The organism is Acinetobacter sp. AC1-2, from assembly GCF_016124155.1.
Lineage (GTDB): Bacteria > Pseudomonadota > Gammaproteobacteria > Pseudomonadales > Moraxellaceae > Acinetobacter > Acinetobacter calcoaceticus.
On the sequence record NZ_JABFFO010000007.1, the window covers coordinates 77,069 to 92,146 of the forward strand.

The following is a 15,078-nucleotide window of genomic DNA, read 5'->3' on the forward strand; positions in this document are numbered from 1 at the left end:
TCTTTTAGGTAAGGAGTGCAGATTTTAGTTTAAATAAACTTATTCATCAGAATCATGGTGCTTCAATTTATTTAACTTATCTGTTGCTGTTTTCTTCAACTCATCAAATTTCGCCGTTGCTTGCGTTTTTAACTCATCAAATTTTGTTGCAGCCTCATCTTTTAACTCTACTGCTTTGGCTTTGGCGTCATCAAGTTTATGACCCGCTTCTGTACGTAAATGATCGAACTTATCTTGCAAGGTATGCTGAGCATCCTCAAGTTTGCCTTTCAAATCATTTGCTTTATCTTCAACTGCCTCTTTGCCAGCAGCTTGTTTATCTTTTACATTTTCCTTTAAATCATCCAAAGCTTTTTCACCTTGAACTTTTGCATCTGCCACTTTGGCCTTTAACTCATCTACTTTATCTTCAACAGCTTCTTTACCAGCAACTTCTTTAGCTTTTACGTTTTCCTTTAAATCTTCCAAAGCTTTTTCACCTTGTACTTTTGCATCTGCCGCTTTTGCTTTTAACTCATCTAATTTATTTTCAGTAGTCATCGTTGTTATCCTCGTAGTTAATTAAAAAATTACCTGAATAAGTTATTAGTTATACATCGTTATGGCTTATTTTCTGACCGTAACTGCAATTTGAAACAAAGACAATACAGGAAGATTCAAATATTTTTTGATTTGTTTATCTGTTCTAAAGAGAAACGCTCTCTGACCAAAACCCATTTTTATAGAAACCTCTTGCACCAAGCCAAAGATTATTAATCTTTGCTTATCTCCCTGCATCAGTTAAAATCTTCTACCTTATAAATACGAATGAGAGAATGAAATCCGTGCGTAAAATTTTAGTCACTAATGCCCTCCCTTATGCTAATGGTCCAATTCATATGGGTCATTTACTCGGTTACATCCAGGCAGATATCTGGGTTCGTGCCATGCGAGCAATGGGTCATGATGTGACTTATGTATGTGCGGATGATGCTCACGGTACAGCAATTATGCTACGTGCCGAAGCAAATAGTATTAGCCCAGAAGAGCAAATTGCGAATGTTCAAAAAGAACACATCCGTGATTTTGACGGTTTTGGCGTACATTTCGATCATTACGATTCAACTCATAGCGATGCGAACAAAGCCCGCTCAACAGATATCTATATTAAAAACCGTGAAGCTGGAAATATTGCAGTTCGCCCTGTAACTCAATTATTTGACCCAGAAAAAGGCATGTTCTTGTCTGACCGTTTCATTAAAGGTACATGCCCAAAATGTAAATCAGAAGACCAATACGGCGACTCATGTGAAGTTTGCGGTACAACCTATAATGCAACTGAATTACTTAACCCACGTTCAACCTTAAGTGGTGCAACACCAGTTGAAAAATCTTCAGATCACTATTTCTTTAAACTACCGAACTTTGCTGAGTATTTACAGAAATGGACCCGTGATGAAGGTCGATTACCTGTTTCTATTGCAAACAAGCTAGATGAATGGTTTGAGTCGGGTTTAACCGATTGGGATATTTCCCGTGATGCACCTTATTTCGGTTTTGAAATTCCAGATGCACCAAATAAATACTTCTATGTTTGGGTAGATGCGCCAATTGGTTATATGTCGAGTTTTGAAAATTACATCAAAACTAAGCGCCCAGATTTAAGTTTTGATGATTTCTGGAAAAAAGACAGTCAAAACGATGTTTACCATTTCATTGGTAAAGACATTGTTTATTTCCATGCATTGTTCTGGCCTGCAATGTTGGATGGTGCAAACTATCGCACCCCAACTGGTCTTTTTGTGAACGGTTTCTTGACTGTGAACGGACAAAAAATGTCTAAGTCTCGTGGTACTTTTATTAAAGCAGAGACTTATTTACAGCATTTAAATCCAGAATATTTACGTTACTACTTTGCATCTAAACTTTCAGATAAAGTTGAAGACTCTGATTTAAATCTTGATGATTTTATTCAAAAAGTAAATTCTGACTTAGTCGGTAAAGTCGTCAATATTGCTAGTCGTTGCGCTAAATTTATCAACAGTAACTTTAACAATACTTTATCTGCTGCATGTGCAGAATCTGAATTGGTACAAAGTTTTATTGATGCAGGTGATTCAATCGCTAGCGCATATGAAGCACGTGAATTCTCAATGGCTATTCGTGAAATTATGGCGCTTGCTGATCGTGCAAACCAATATATTGACGAGAAAAAGCCATGGGCACTTGCTAAACAAGAAGGTCAAGAACAACAAGTTCTTGATGTGTGCTCGGTTGGTATCAACTTGTTCCGTCAATTAGCTGTGTACTTGGCTCCAGTTCTTCCAACTTTAGCTGAGCAAGTTCAAAGTTTCTTAAAACTTGAGAGCTTCAATTTCGAGTCACGTAAACAAATTCTTGTAAGCCATGAGATTGCACAGTTCCAACCGCTTATGCAACGTGTTGATCCAAAAGCTGTTGCAGCAATGGTGGATGCATCTAAAGAGTCTTTAGGTACTCCTGCTCCAGAAGCAACTAAAGCAGCTGCGAAAAAGGACAAAGCTGCCGAGAAAAAAGCGGCTCCTGTTCCAGCAGTTGGTGAAGCAGAAATCATTGGTATTGAAGATTTCTTAAAGGTTGACTTACGTGTTGCTCAGGTCGTTGAAGCAGGCACTGTTGAAGGTTCAGATAAATTACTTCAACTTACTTTAGACGTTGGTGAAGCTGAAACACGTAACGTATTCAGTGGTATTCGTAGCCAATACGCACCAGAAGATTTAAAAGGTAAACTAGTCGTTATGGTTGCTAACCTTGCACCACGTAAAATGCGTTTTGGTATTTCAAACGGAATGGTACTTGCTGCTGGAAATGGTGAAGGTATTTTCATTATTTCACCAGATAGCGGTGCAAAACCAGGCGATAAAGTTTCTTAATCTGCCTTCATAAAAAAAGCTTCCTAAATTGGAAGCTTTTTTTATTTTTAAAATTCGAGTTCTGAAAAAACATAAATAAGTGAATTTAAATTACGACCACGGCCACCCTTCACAAGGGTTATTAAATAAAACATGTATGTTTCCTAACTCCTCATTTGTTAAATAGCCATTCTTATTTTCATCTAAATAATGAAATAACTCTATATGCTTGTTTTCGCCTTGAAAACGTTTATCGCTGGGCCAGTTATAAGGATAAAAATCCTCAACGCGTTGAAATTCTTTTAGGCTGTACATTCCATCATGATTTAAATCATATTTTCCCTAAAAAAGCTTCCAATCTAAAGAAGCAGGTTCGCATGCATTTACCATATTCAAAATACAGTAAGTCGCACATCCTGCAAGTAACTTAATAGTTGGATGGCTCATGATTATTCGCTTGGATATCGGAAATTTTATAATCCTTTTCATGAACTGGAGTACCAACAATACTCATGGTCCGCTCATTTGCTGGTGATTGCTTACTCATCGTTCTCATCTCACATCCTGTAGTTAAGATGAGAAAAACTACAGAAATGCTCACCATTAGTTTTTTCATAACGTGATCCTCATTTCTTTTTGTTTTATTTATTAAGTTACCACTTTTTAAATGTTTAAGTGCTAAAAAAGATATTTCAATTTGTATATATTTTACGCAAAAAATAAAGCCAGACTATAAACAGCTGGCTTTGGATTTTTTAGATATTTTAATTAAAGACTAATCATTTGAAGAAAATTAGCTTTAAGCCCAATAGGCTAACAATGCTTCCAGCAACTCGGTCAACACCAGTTTTTGCCTTTAAGTACATTGTTCTAGGCTTCTCTGAAGATAGCAGCATTGCAACACATGAATACCAACCAGCATCAATCATAAAACAAATAACTGGCAATGCGACGTAGTAATAATTGGGGATTTCTTTTGGCAACAAAGCAGTAAATACACTCGCTAGCACGACTGCAATTTTCGGATTACTTAACTGCGTAATCAAACCATAACGATATGCCTGTTTATAGGTCATTTTTGATTTTGCATCGTTTTCCATTGCAATTGGTTCTTTAGCATGCTTAATAATTTTAAAAGCTAGCCAAAGTAAATAAAGCCCACCACCAATTTTTAAAATTAAATAAGCAGAAGGTACAGCCAATAAAACTGCTTGTAACCCCATAACAGCTAATAGGCCAAACAGAGCCGCGCCTGTACCCGTTCCTAAAGCCGTGAACAAACCATGTTTACGTGATTTAGAAATTGAATTTTGTGCCACATAAATAAAGCTTGGCCCTGGGCTTATTGCTCCAAGCATCAATGCCATCGCAATTGAAAAAAGAGGAATAAGGGACTCAAACATTGTATTGACCTAGCATTACGCAATTGCGCGGTATTCTACCAGCTTTTTATGACGCATATAAAAATGCAGAAAATATAAATGATGAAAATTGAATTTTCATGTTTTTACAATTTATATCTTCACAACGGACAAAAATGTCCGTTAAATATATAACCTTTAAAACTCCCCCAATCGATGACATGAGTAAACGTCAAAAAATTGCTGCCCATAATCGGGATGAATTACTCAATGCAGCCGAAGAATGTTTTCGTATTCATGGCATTAATGTCCCCTTACAAGTTGTGATTGACCATGCTGGTGTAGGACGAGCAACGTTCTATCGTAATTTTTGTGATCGCAAGGCTTTAATTAGTGCGCTTTTAGAGCGTGCGATTACACAGCTAGAGCAAAAAGCAGCTCATTTTCAACAATTCAAAGATGGTTTATTTCGTTTAATTGAAGGACATATTGGGCAGCTTCCCAAACTCGCAATTTTGCAAGATTTTTGGAGAGTAATTGATCGACAAGACCCAATTATGTTAAAAATCTATGAACGGCGAAATAATGCACTTAATCCACTGATTGAAAAAGCAATAGAACAAAAACTGTGCCGAGCTGATCTAACTGCCGATGACTATGCAATGGTTACTGCAATGTTAGGTTCTTCATTTCAAGGACATGAGCCCGAAGAACAGACTCGCTTAGCAAAACGAGCAATTGAATTACTATTTCATGGTATTCAAATACAAAAATTCGAGGGATAGAATGAGTAAAACGCCTCGTTATTTAGAAACACCACCCGACTGGACACCAGAAGAGCAACCGACTCTACCTGGTTCACCAGCAGCAATTGCACACTCTGTACCTAAGCGGTTTATTTACTTTTTTATCGGTTTATTTATCGCTCTTTCGGCAAGCTTAAGTAATGGTTTTATTACGGCCAACTTACCTTTAATCCAAGGTGAATACGGTCTTACCCCTTCCGAAGCTGCTTGGCTGCCTGCAGCCTATGTCATGGCAAATGTCAGCTCAAATCTGATTTTGTTTAAAGCCAGACAACAATATGGCCTGAGAGTATTTTCAGAAATAGGGCTGGTTATTTTTATTGCGGTTCTTGTTTTGCATATTTTTGTGCACACCTATGAAATGGCACTATTCGCTCGGGTTGTGGCTGGTTTAGCTGGTGCACCACTAAGCTCTTTAGGTATGTATTACACCATGCAGGCCTTTAAAAAAGCAGACATGGCAAAAGGAATATATATCGCCTTCGGCTTTCAGCAACTTGGCGTACCCTTGGCTTGGATTATCTCTCCTTTCCTTGTAAGTACAGACAGTTGGTCTGTTCTTTACACCTTTGAGCTCGGTTTAGCACTTTGTTGTTTAGCCATGGTCGTTTCATTGAAATTACCACGTAGCTTAAGAATTTATGTTTTTGAGAAGCAAGATTTCTTCACCTTTGCCTTATTGGCTCCAGGTTTTGCATGTTTATGTATCGTGCTGACGCAAGGTCCAATTTTATGGTGGTTTAATAGCGAATGGCTTGCCTATATATTAATCGCAGGTTTTAGCTTAGTTGTGCTCGGTTTACTCTACGAACACTATCGCGCCAATCCATTAATTATGACGCGTTGGCTAGGCGCCTCTTCAACCCTACGTTTCATTTTTGGTGCTTTTGCAATACGTCTTTTAATGTCAGAGCAAAGCTATGCTGCTGTTAACTTCTTAAAAACAATGGGAATGGGACCTGACCAATTTGTGCCACTCTATGTTGTGATATTCATAGGAATTTTAAGCGGAACGCTTTTTAGTGCACTTACTTTTTCACGCGAACGAATTATCTTCCACTTACTTTTTGCAGAATTTTTGATTCTGGTCGCCTGTGGACTAGATTATCACTTAACCAGTGATGTCCGACCTGTGAACTTCTTTGCAAGTCAATTCTTAGTGGGTTTTGCTGGTGGTTTATTTATTGGTCCATTACTTCTTATCGGGTTTGCACAAACTCTTGCTAAAGGCCCCTCTTATGTAGTGACTTTTATTGTGTTGTTCTCTGCCACCCAAACTTTCGGTGGTCTTGTAGGGTCTTCTTTCTTCTCGACCTATCAACAACATCGTACGCAGAACTATCAGGCAGAGATCATTAAAGATTTAGAACAAGCAGACCCTCTAGTCGCTCAAAGGCTATCTACCTATCAACGCAGTGCATCAATCACCACTACTGACCCAGCATTACAAACAGCTCAATCCATGCGCTCACTTAATCAAGTGGTCACTCGTGAAGCCCAAGTGCGAGCCTACAATGACGTTATTGCATTAAACGGTATTTTTGCCGTCGCCCTACTCTTATGGGGTGGATTTAATATTGCACGTAGTAAATATCTACAACGCAGAGGAATTAGCCGTCCTTAACGGCTTTCGTATTTGATGAAATTGAGATTGATATATGTCAGATGATCAAAATAAACCGGAACAAACGCCTGCTCAGGCACCTGTCAACGAGCCAACACCTGCACCTGCACCTGCACCTGCAAGTAAACTGATTCCGACAAAACGCTCAACACTGTTATGGATGTTAGGTGTTCTTATTGTCGGTATTTTAGTGATTTTATGGGCATGGAGAATCGGGCCGTTTGCAACCAGTGTTCAGCAAACTGACAATAGTTATGTCAAAGGTAAAACCACAATTTTATCTTCACAAATTAATGGCTACGTTAAAGACGTATTAGTTAAAGACTTTGACCATGTTAAAAAAGGTCAAGTGCTCATGCATATTGATGCAACCACTTACGATCAAAAAGTAACGCAAGCAGCTTCTGGGGTTGAGCAAGCTAAAAATACTTTAGCTAATCAAACTCAATCCATTGCTCAGAAACAAGCTGATATTGTGGCTGCACAAGCCAAAGTGGATCAAGCAAAAGCTCAATACGAACTCTCTTTAGCACAGCTTAGACGCTATCAACAGTTAGGAAATAGTGGAGCAGCTTCTAAATCCGAACAAGATAAAGCTGCAGCAGATGCCGAAAACAACCTTGCAGCGCTGAAACAGGCAGAAGCCAATGTATTAGTTGCAAATGAAGCGCTTAAAACAGCACAAGTCGCAGAAGCTGGCTTAGAAGCACAAGTTTCAAGCGCTAAAGCACAGTTAGACCAAGCACAAACCACCAAAGACTATAGCGTTATTGTTGCCCCGATGGATGGTCAACTGGGTGAGGTGAACCCTCGTGTGGGGCAATATGTCGCAGCAGGTTCACAGTTGCTCTACCTCATTCCGCAGCAAACTTGGGTGATTGCCAATTTCAAAGAAACCCAAATTGCCAATATGCGAATTGGTCAAAAAGCATGGTTTACAGTCGATGCCATGAAACACAAAAAATTTACAGGGCATGTTGAACAAATTTCACCAGCTGCGGGTTCCGAGTTCAGTGTATTAAAGCCAGACAATGCGACAGGAAACTTTACTAAAGTTGTTCAACGGATTGCTGTACGTATAACCATTGATCCAAATCAGGAAGGAATGGAACATTTACGTCCAGGTATGTCAGTAGTTACTTCTGTCGATACAAATTCGTAAACAGCTTTTTAAAGTTCTATTTAAAAAGTTACAATGTGATCAATCATTATTTTCTCAATTTCTAATGTTTGATCACATTACTCAATCGGTTCCTTATCAACATATTCAACTTCCCTATCCCCTGCATCTCGACATTAAGCGGTTAGACTTAATTCATCCTCAAATCTCGGGGAATAAGTTTTTCAAACTAAAATACAATCTACTTGAGGCACAGCAACAAGAATTATCACGCGTTTTGACTTTTGGTGGGGCTTATTCAAATCACATTGCTGCAACTGCGTATGCAGCTCATCTTTTTGGCTTTAAAAGTGTAGGCATTATTCGTGGGGAAGAATTAGCTGATAAACCTCTTAATCCAACCTTAGCAAAAGCTCAAAGTTTAGGAATGCATCTACATTTTGTCTCGCGCACTGAATATCGTTTGAGAGATGATGCAAACTATCTTCAACAATTACACAATCAATTTCCTGAAACTTTCATTATTCCTGAAGGCGGTTCTAATCAGCTAGCCGTGCAAGGTTGTCAGGAAATTCTTAGTCAAAGTGATTTGCAAAACTATGATGTTATTTGCTGTGCAGTCGGAACTGGTGGGACTATTTCAGGGCTGATTGAACGAAGTGCACTACATCAAAAGGTTCTAGGGTTTTCAGCATTAAAAGGCGACTTTCTACAACAAGATATTATGCAGTGGACTAAAAAACAGAATTGGTCACTGACAGATGCCTACTGCTGTGGTGGTTACGCTAAAACTTCACCTGAGTTATTCGCATTTATCCAAAATTTTGAAGAGCAATATGCTATACCCCTTGAACCGATCTATACGGGAAAAATGATGTTCGGCCAGTTTGACCTTATAAAAAATAATTACTTCCCTGAAGGAACTCGTATTCTGGCAATTCATTCTGGTGGTTTACAGGCTGATATAAGAAACAAGCTAAGCTACTGATTCATTAATTTTTAGGAGATATTGCTCCTCATACCAATAAATGTCTTTAGCATGAGTAAGTGTCGGCATGATAGTATATGCCCCTTTTTAATTTTCAAGATTAATCGAGAATCTCTTATGTCTAACAGTCATGTCGATGTCATTGTCTTAGGTGCAGGTGCTTCTGGACTCATGTTGGCTGCACATGCTGCTAAACGCGGGCGCTCGGTTTTAATTTTAGAAAAAGCCAATAAAATTGGTAAAAAGATTTTAATGTCGGGTGGTGGTAAGTGTAACTTTACTAACCTATATGTAGAACCTGATAACTATATTTCTCATAATCCGCACTTCGTTATTTCTGCCCTGTCACGTTATAGCAACTGGGACTTTATCGGTTTAGTGTGTGATTATAAAATTGCCTATGAAGAGCGTAAACACGGGCAATTATTTACGCTAAACGGCGCTAAAGAAATTTTAGAAATGCTTGTGAGTGAGTGTAATAAAACCAAAAATGTGGATATTCAAACCCATTGCGAAGTTGGCCAAATTACGCCCTTAGAAAAAGGTGGGTTTTCACTAAACACCAATCAAGGACATTACACTTGTGATTCTTTAGTGATTGCGACTGGGGGCTTATCGATTCCAACATTAGGCGGTTCTGGTTTTGGCTATGAACTGGCACAAAAATTTGGACATCAGGTTTTCCCAACTCGTGCAGGTTTAGTTCCATTTACTTTTTCAGATCATATTAAAGAAGTCACTACACGCTTAAGTGGTAATGCTTTGGATGTGACGTTAAGCAACTCAAAGAATAGCTTTACTGAAGCATTATTATTTACCCATCGTGGTTTGAGTGGACCAAGTTCTTTACAGCTTTCGAACTATTGGAATTCAGGAGAAAGTTTTAAAATTGACTTTTTCCCAAGCCAAGATTTAGCGACTTATTTAAAAGATAAAAAGAAAACACAGCCTAAAGTTTTATTACGTACTCTTCTTAATGAATTCACTGCCAAAAGTATCATCCAAGAGTTACAACAACTCATATGGTCAGAGCAGAGCGAAACAGCGATTGGTAATATCAGTGATGCACAGCTAGATCATATTGCCGAGCAGTTACATGGCTTCGCAGTTAAACCGTCTGGAACAGAAGGATATCGTACCGCTGAAGTTACTTTAGGCGGAATAGATACAACAGAAGTATCTTCCAAGACTATGGAAAGTAAAAAGCAGAAAGGATTGTTTTTTGTTGGCGAAGTACTCGATGTAACTGGCCATTTAGGAGGTTATAACTTCCAGTGGGCGTGGTCTTCTGCCTATGCTGCTGCCCAATACGTATAAGCTAATTTGAGTTTTTCGAATTACTTGATGCGTTCTGTGAATCTTGCGGCTGAGAAGTAGTTTGTTTCGAGTTTTCTGACTTACTAAATACAAATTTATAAGCACTTGCTAAAAAACCTACCGTAATTCCGGCAATGACAATTGGTGCTAAAAAACGACCTGGTTTCTTCATCGTATTTTCCTCACTTATTTGTTTTTATAACGGCCAAAAAAGAACGACCACTCAATATAGAGTGGTCGAACTTATCACAAAAATCAAAGATTTTTTGTACTGTTTATCTGAAATTCAGTTTAATTCCCTTAAATTTCATCATTTTCACCTGTAGAGCCAAACGGTTTATTCACTGGGGGTTGTGCTGGATTCACTTGTACAGAATCTGCTGGTTTTGCATCAGATGAAACTGGTGACGGTGAAGTCGTTGGCGCTGATGTAGTTGTGGCTGGAGCCGTACTACCCGTACTAGACGGTGGTTGATAAAGAGGATTTGGTTGATTCGCTTCTTTTTTAGCTTTATCAAGCAAATCAGTTAAAAGTCGTTCTGCTGGTTGGCGACCACCTAAGCCAAATGCAAGAGCGAAAGCAACTGCAACTGCGCCTAGAGTCAAACCAAATGCAAGATTAACAATTGAATCTGCAATACCCATCGCTCTTAAACCAAGCGCAAGTACTAGACCAATAATTAAGACACGAACTAAACTAGCTAACCAACGCGAGCTATTATATTCACCACGTTGCACCACGTTCGCCACAACATTTGCGAGCCAAAAGCCAATAACCAAAATAACAGCACCTAACAGAATGTTTGCACCGAAATGGATAAACATTGCGATTAGACCACTGATTTGGTCGAAACCAAGACGATCCGCAGCTTCAGAAACCGCAAATAGCATGGTAAAGAATACAATTAACCAGCCAACTGCATTAGAAACTTTGGTTTCACCTAAAAAGCGTTGTACATCTAATTTGGCAGGAATTTCATCAACACCAGTACCTGCAATTAACTCTGCAACCAAACGCCCAACAAAACGAGAAACAATATAAGCAACCAGTAAAATTAAACCAGCCGCAATAATGTTTGGAATCGCTTGTAAGATTTCATTCAGCATTGCTGTCGCTGGCTGAGAAATTGTCTCAATCCCTAAAGCTTCGAACGCAACAATCAATGTCGTAATAATAATGATGGCAAAAACAAACGAACCTAAGAATTTGCCTACATTAGAGCTTTTGAAAAGACCAATTTTTTCAGCTTGAGCCTGAACACCTAAGCTATTTACTAAACCTTCAACAATACCGCGTACAATTTTTGCCAAGATATACCCAACAAAAACGATAACGCCAGCAATAAAGATATTTGGTAAGAACGCTACGGCGTCATTTACCATATTTTGAACTGGAATCAGTAAGCCTGTTAATCCTAATATTGAAAGAACAATCGGAAGGAAAAGTAACAATACAAGCCAGTAAAGAATTTCACCGATATTTTGGCTAATTCCACCTACACCCACTTCACTGCTTAACTTATCATCGAGTTGGGTTCTGGATAAAACATTGGTCACCCCTGCTCGCACCAGTCGAGCAACGATCCAACCAATAAAACCCACCACCACAGCAGCAATAATATTTGGAATATAGACGAGTACCTGATTCACCATATTGCTGAACGGGCCACTTACTCCACTAATATTAAGTACATTGAGAGCTGCGACAACCGCTAAGATTAAAATAAACCAGAATACGACTTTTGAAATAAGGCCTTCTATATTTGGGGCTCGACCAGTAGCTGAAGATAGTTTGGCATTGGTATTTACTTTTTGTAGAAGCTTTTTCACACCTGCCGCTACCAATAAAGCAATTATCCAACCAACTAATAAAATCACTATTGCAGCCAGAATTGGATGAAACTGATCCCAGTAATACATCGCATCAAATTGAGCGCCGCGAGGCCCATCAAAAAATTCATTCATATTGTTATGTCCTCAATTGTTATGTTCTTTTCAGTGTTATCTCTAGGAAACACCATTCGTTGTAAAAAATGACGATGAATGCGGTCTATCTCACATTATGTTTTGAATATTTTCTAATCAACACACTTCTGCATAAATACAACAAATTGATGCAAAAGGTTGCAAAAAAGCCTTCAGGTTTACACCTAAAGGCTTGATATCAAGATAAACTGATTTGCTTATTACCCTATATAGGTCTTTAAATTCAAATCAGAACTACCCTTAATTACATGTGGTGTGGTCTCATTTTGAAAAGTTCCCTCTTGTTTAGGAGTCTGGTTGTGGTCAGCAACCATATAGACAATAAGCGCAAGAAGAAAAAGCCCAACAATAATTAAAATATAAACTGGCAATCTTCTTTTTTTCGCAGTTTCTTCAGGACTCGTCACATGAGGTGGTTTTGAAAAATCATGCATCTTCTTTCCCCTCTTCTATTATCATTAACTTTATATTCATCATAGCAATTTGCTTTGTTGCATTGTGTGAAAAAGCATTATGCGAAGGTGTCTGTGATTGCAAAACTCTACTTTTAAAATAATAAAAATAGTATAAAATTTGCACACATTAATTTAAGCAATTAAAAATAATTTCCAACTATTCACGAACTTCGTCTATGTCCCATTTGTAATACAATATGTTTTAGCGCTTACTTTTTAGAAAATAGGCTATAATAAGCCCCCATGTTTTAAAGCTACTCTATTTTATGATGTATCGTCAGCAAAACGTAACTCTTGATCTCGACACTGACGTCACACATCAATGTTATATCCACCAGACAAGAGACGAACATCTCATTGGTATTATTGAATTTAATAAACCAAGTTATGAACTCAAATGGGGTGATCTGGAGTATTTTCGTCGTCGTACTGAAGAATTTTCAGTTATGCCATTTCCTGACTGCATTAACGCCATGATTGTTGATATTCGTAATATCAATATTTTTCTGGACAATGAAGTTCCGATTTTACCTTGGCGTTTACTTGAAGAAGACTGTCCTGTTCGCTTAGTTGTTCCCCAAGATCGTTTAGAACATTATGCAGGCCTTTTTGAACCTACTTGGCTTTCAAGCGATGTAGACAGTGCGATTTCCGAAATTCGTGAATTTATGGATATGTTTGTCCATTAATAAACATATCCATAAAAATAATTTTAAAGTTCTTTTAATTGTCGCTTGTTACCAGTAATTTTCTACTGCAATATTTCCCTCACCTCGACGATTCATCGTCAAACCACGGCGCTTTAAAGCCTCTTTCGTGTCATCTACCATTTCTGGGTTTCCACAAAGCATGACATGGCTTGTTGCAGGGCTCAGTTCTATACCAGCAACTTTTTCTAATTCACCGTTTTCAATCAAAACCGGTAAACGATCATGTAACTGTGCTGATGGATCACGAGTGATAATTGAAATAAATTTAAAACCGACGTGCCCTTCCCCAAAAGTTTCAGCAATCTCTTGAATACGATCGACATAAGCTAATTCAGCTGCGGTACGGACACTGTAGACCAAATTGATCTTTTGATATTTCGACCATGTATCGAAGTCTTGTAGCATCGATAAAAATGGAGCCAAGCCAGTACCTGTTGCCAATAACCATAAATCATGCGGTAAAGGCTGTTGATAGCGAGCTAAAGTAAGATAACCATAAGGTATTTTTTCTAAGTAAAGCTCATCACCTACCTTCAAATGTTGAAGATTTGAAGTAAATGCACCGTCAGGCACTACAATCGAGAAAAATTCTAGCGTTTCATCAAATGGGGACGACACCACCGAATAGGCACGAACAACAAGTTCTTCTCCAACTTTCAGTCCAATACGCGCAAATTGCCCAGCCGTAAATTTAAAATGTGCAGGGCGAGTCATGGTGAAACTAAAAAGAGTTGGAGTCCAGCGGTGTACAGATAAAACTTTTTCTACGCTAAATTTTTCAATTGACATGATTTCAACGTGGCATGAAATAGTGCGCTCATGTTAGCATGACAGTCGAAATAATGAATACTTTTAAACGTTAAGGCTTTTTAAACATGCGCATGACATTACGCCAGTTGGCTGTTTTTGTAGCCGTCGCTCAAGAAGGAACTGTCACCAAAGCCAGTGATGCGGTCAGACTGACGCAAAGTGCAGCAAGTATGGCTTTAGCCGATTTAGAGGATGGCCTTGGTGCTCCTCTATTTGATCGTTTAGGTAAACGACTACAACTCAATGATCTTGGTCGCTTTCTATTGCCACAAGCACTAGAAATATTAGGTCGCTGTGAAGCTTTTGAGCAAGCTGCAAAAGGTGAGTTACAAAGTATTGACTTACGTATTGGGGCAACTCTAACGATCAGTGATTACCTTATGCCAGATTTAATGGCTAACTTTTTACAGTATCACCCTAAAGCACACTTGCAATTACAGGTGGGCAATACACGCCAAATGATTGAAGCTGTCAATCAGTTTCAGCTTGATTTAGCATTAATTGAAGGCTCGTGTCATCTACCTCAACTTCAATGCATTCACTGGCGTGATGATGAGCTTGCAGTATGCTGCTCACCTACCCATCCTCTAGCACGCTTAAATCGACCTTTAACAGCACATGATTTTCATCAAGTTGAATGGATTTTACGTGAAGAAGGTTCGGGAACTCGTGAAGTGTTTGATAATGCTATTTTGCAAGATCTACCAGACGCTAATATTCGCCTCACCCTAGGCCACAATGAAGCAATCTTGAAAATCGTTGCTGGTGGTTTAGGAATGTCTTGTATCTCTAAACTCGCTATTGAACCTTTAATTGAAAAAGAACAATTAGTTATTTTAGAAACGCCATTCTGGCAACTTACTCGCCCACTTTACATGTTGGTACACCGTCAAAAATACCAAGGTCCTGGCCTCAAAGCATTCTTACAATTCTGTGAAGAGCAGGTTTAAGACCTGATCTTCTAGTGCCATCTTGAGTCATTTTCACATGGCTCACCACTTTATTATTTAAGAAAATTAAGGGAAGCTTAC

At 38.6% G+C, this 15,078-nt stretch carries 15 protein-coding genes and 1 pseudogene; 8 read left to right on the forward strand and 8 right to left on the reverse strand.

Annotated elements, in window-relative coordinates; all coding sequences use genetic code 11:
- Positions 1-39 precede the first annotated feature (39 nt).
- Positions 40-540: a hypothetical protein gene (locus HL290_RS16850; protein ID WP_198497067.1), complete on the reverse strand. Its 501-nt coding sequence runs from the start codon at positions 538-540 to the stop codon at positions 40-42.
- A 284-nt stretch (positions 541-824) separates the two neighbouring features.
- On the opposite strand from HL290_RS16850, the gene metG reads away from it, so the two are divergent.
- Positions 825-2,891, forward strand: a complete 2,067-nt coding sequence (metG, locus tag HL290_RS16855) for a methionine--tRNA ligase (protein ID WP_198497087.1) — start codon at positions 825-827, stop codon at positions 2,889-2,891.
- A gap of 90 nt (positions 2,892-2,981) precedes the next feature.
- Here the strand turns inward: metG and HL290_RS16860 are convergent.
- From HL290_RS16860 to HL290_RS16870, 3 genes and pseudogenes are all read right to left on the reverse strand, one after another.
- A pseudogene (locus HL290_RS16860) lies at positions 2,982-3,317 on the reverse strand (calcium-binding protein).
- Positions 3,298-3,486 carry an NF038215 family lipoprotein gene (locus tag HL290_RS16865; protein WP_198497068.1) on the reverse strand — a complete coding sequence of 63 codons (189 nt, stop codon included), beginning with the start codon at positions 3,484-3,486 and terminating at the stop codon, positions 3,298-3,300. The pseudogene HL290_RS16860 and the gene HL290_RS16865 overlap by 20 nt, the downstream one beginning before the upstream one ends.
- A gap of 163 nt (positions 3,487-3,649) precedes the next feature.
- Entirely contained in the window at positions 3,650-4,273 is a 624-nt protein-coding gene (locus HL290_RS16870) for a LysE family translocator (protein ID WP_004641496.1), read from the reverse strand.
- A gap of 179 nt (positions 4,274-4,452) precedes the next feature.
- Between HL290_RS16870 and HL290_RS16875 the strand changes: the two genes are divergently transcribed.
- The 5 genes from HL290_RS16875 (at position 4,453) to HL290_RS16895 (ending at position 10,086) form a co-directional block, all read left to right on the forward strand.
- Positions 4,453-5,016, forward strand: coding sequence for a TetR/AcrR family transcriptional regulator (locus tag HL290_RS16875; RefSeq protein ID WP_198497069.1), 564 nt, complete (start codon positions 4,453-4,455; stop codon positions 5,014-5,016).
- Between the two features lies 1 nt (position 5,017).
- Positions 5,018-6,661, forward strand: a complete 1,644-nt coding sequence (locus HL290_RS16880; RefSeq protein WP_005048729.1) for an MFS transporter — start codon at positions 5,018-5,020, stop codon at positions 6,659-6,661.
- Between the two features lie 34 nt (positions 6,662-6,695).
- Positions 6,696-7,823, forward strand: coding sequence for an HlyD family secretion protein (locus HL290_RS16885; protein ID WP_198497070.1), 1,128 nt, complete (start codon positions 6,696-6,698; stop codon positions 7,821-7,823).
- 64 nt (positions 7,824-7,887) lie between these two features.
- Positions 7,888-8,769: a 1-aminocyclopropane-1-carboxylate deaminase/D-cysteine desulfhydrase gene (locus HL290_RS16890; protein WP_198497071.1), complete on the forward strand. Its 882-nt coding sequence runs from the start codon at positions 7,888-7,890 to the stop codon at positions 8,767-8,769.
- Between the two features lie 117 nt (positions 8,770-8,886).
- A complete protein-coding gene (locus tag HL290_RS16895) occupies positions 8,887-10,086 on the forward strand; it encodes an NAD(P)/FAD-dependent oxidoreductase (RefSeq protein WP_017392315.1) in 1,200 nt (399 codons plus the stop codon).
- A gap of 1 nt (position 10,087) precedes the next feature.
- On the opposite strand, the gene HL290_RS16900 is transcribed toward HL290_RS16895, so the two are convergent.
- The 3 genes from HL290_RS16900 to HL290_RS16910 all read right to left on the reverse strand — a co-directional run bounded on the left by HL290_RS16900 (position 10,088) and on the right by HL290_RS16910 (position 12,506).
- Positions 10,088-10,258 (reverse strand): hypothetical protein, encoded by a 171-nt coding sequence (locus HL290_RS16900; protein WP_171493677.1) that lies wholly within the window; start codon positions 10,256-10,258, stop codon positions 10,088-10,090.
- Between the two features lie 128 nt (positions 10,259-10,386).
- Positions 10,387-12,051 (reverse strand): mechanosensitive ion channel, encoded by a 1,665-nt coding sequence (locus tag HL290_RS16905; RefSeq protein ID WP_198497072.1) that lies wholly within the window; start codon positions 12,049-12,051, stop codon positions 10,387-10,389.
- Between the two features lie 221 nt (positions 12,052-12,272).
- Positions 12,273-12,506: a hypothetical protein gene (locus HL290_RS16910; RefSeq protein WP_045436523.1), complete on the reverse strand. Its 234-nt coding sequence runs from the start codon at positions 12,504-12,506 to the stop codon at positions 12,273-12,275.
- Positions 12,507-12,796: 290 nt separating this feature from the next.
- Here HL290_RS16910 and HL290_RS16915 point away from each other — a divergent pair, with 290 nt between their 5' ends.
- Positions 12,797-13,216 (forward strand): hypothetical protein, encoded by a 420-nt coding sequence (locus HL290_RS16915; protein WP_171056780.1) that lies wholly within the window; start codon positions 12,797-12,799, stop codon positions 13,214-13,216.
- 48 nt (positions 13,217-13,264) lie between these two features.
- On the opposite strand, the gene HL290_RS16920 is transcribed toward HL290_RS16915, so the two are convergent.
- The gene (locus tag HL290_RS16920; RefSeq protein ID WP_198077914.1) at positions 13,265-14,026 is read right to left on the reverse strand and encodes a ferredoxin--NADP reductase; all 762 of its coding nucleotides are present in this window, start codon (positions 14,024-14,026) and stop codon (positions 13,265-13,267) included.
- Between the two features lie 86 nt (positions 14,027-14,112).
- On the opposite strand from HL290_RS16920, the gene gigC reads away from it, so the two are divergent.
- Complete coding sequence (gene gigC / locus HL290_RS16925; RefSeq protein ID WP_198497073.1) at positions 14,113-14,997, forward strand: LysR family transcriptional regulator GigC; 885 nt, start codon at positions 14,113-14,115, stop codon at positions 14,995-14,997.
- The last annotated feature ends 81 nt before the right edge of the window (positions 14,998-15,078 follow it).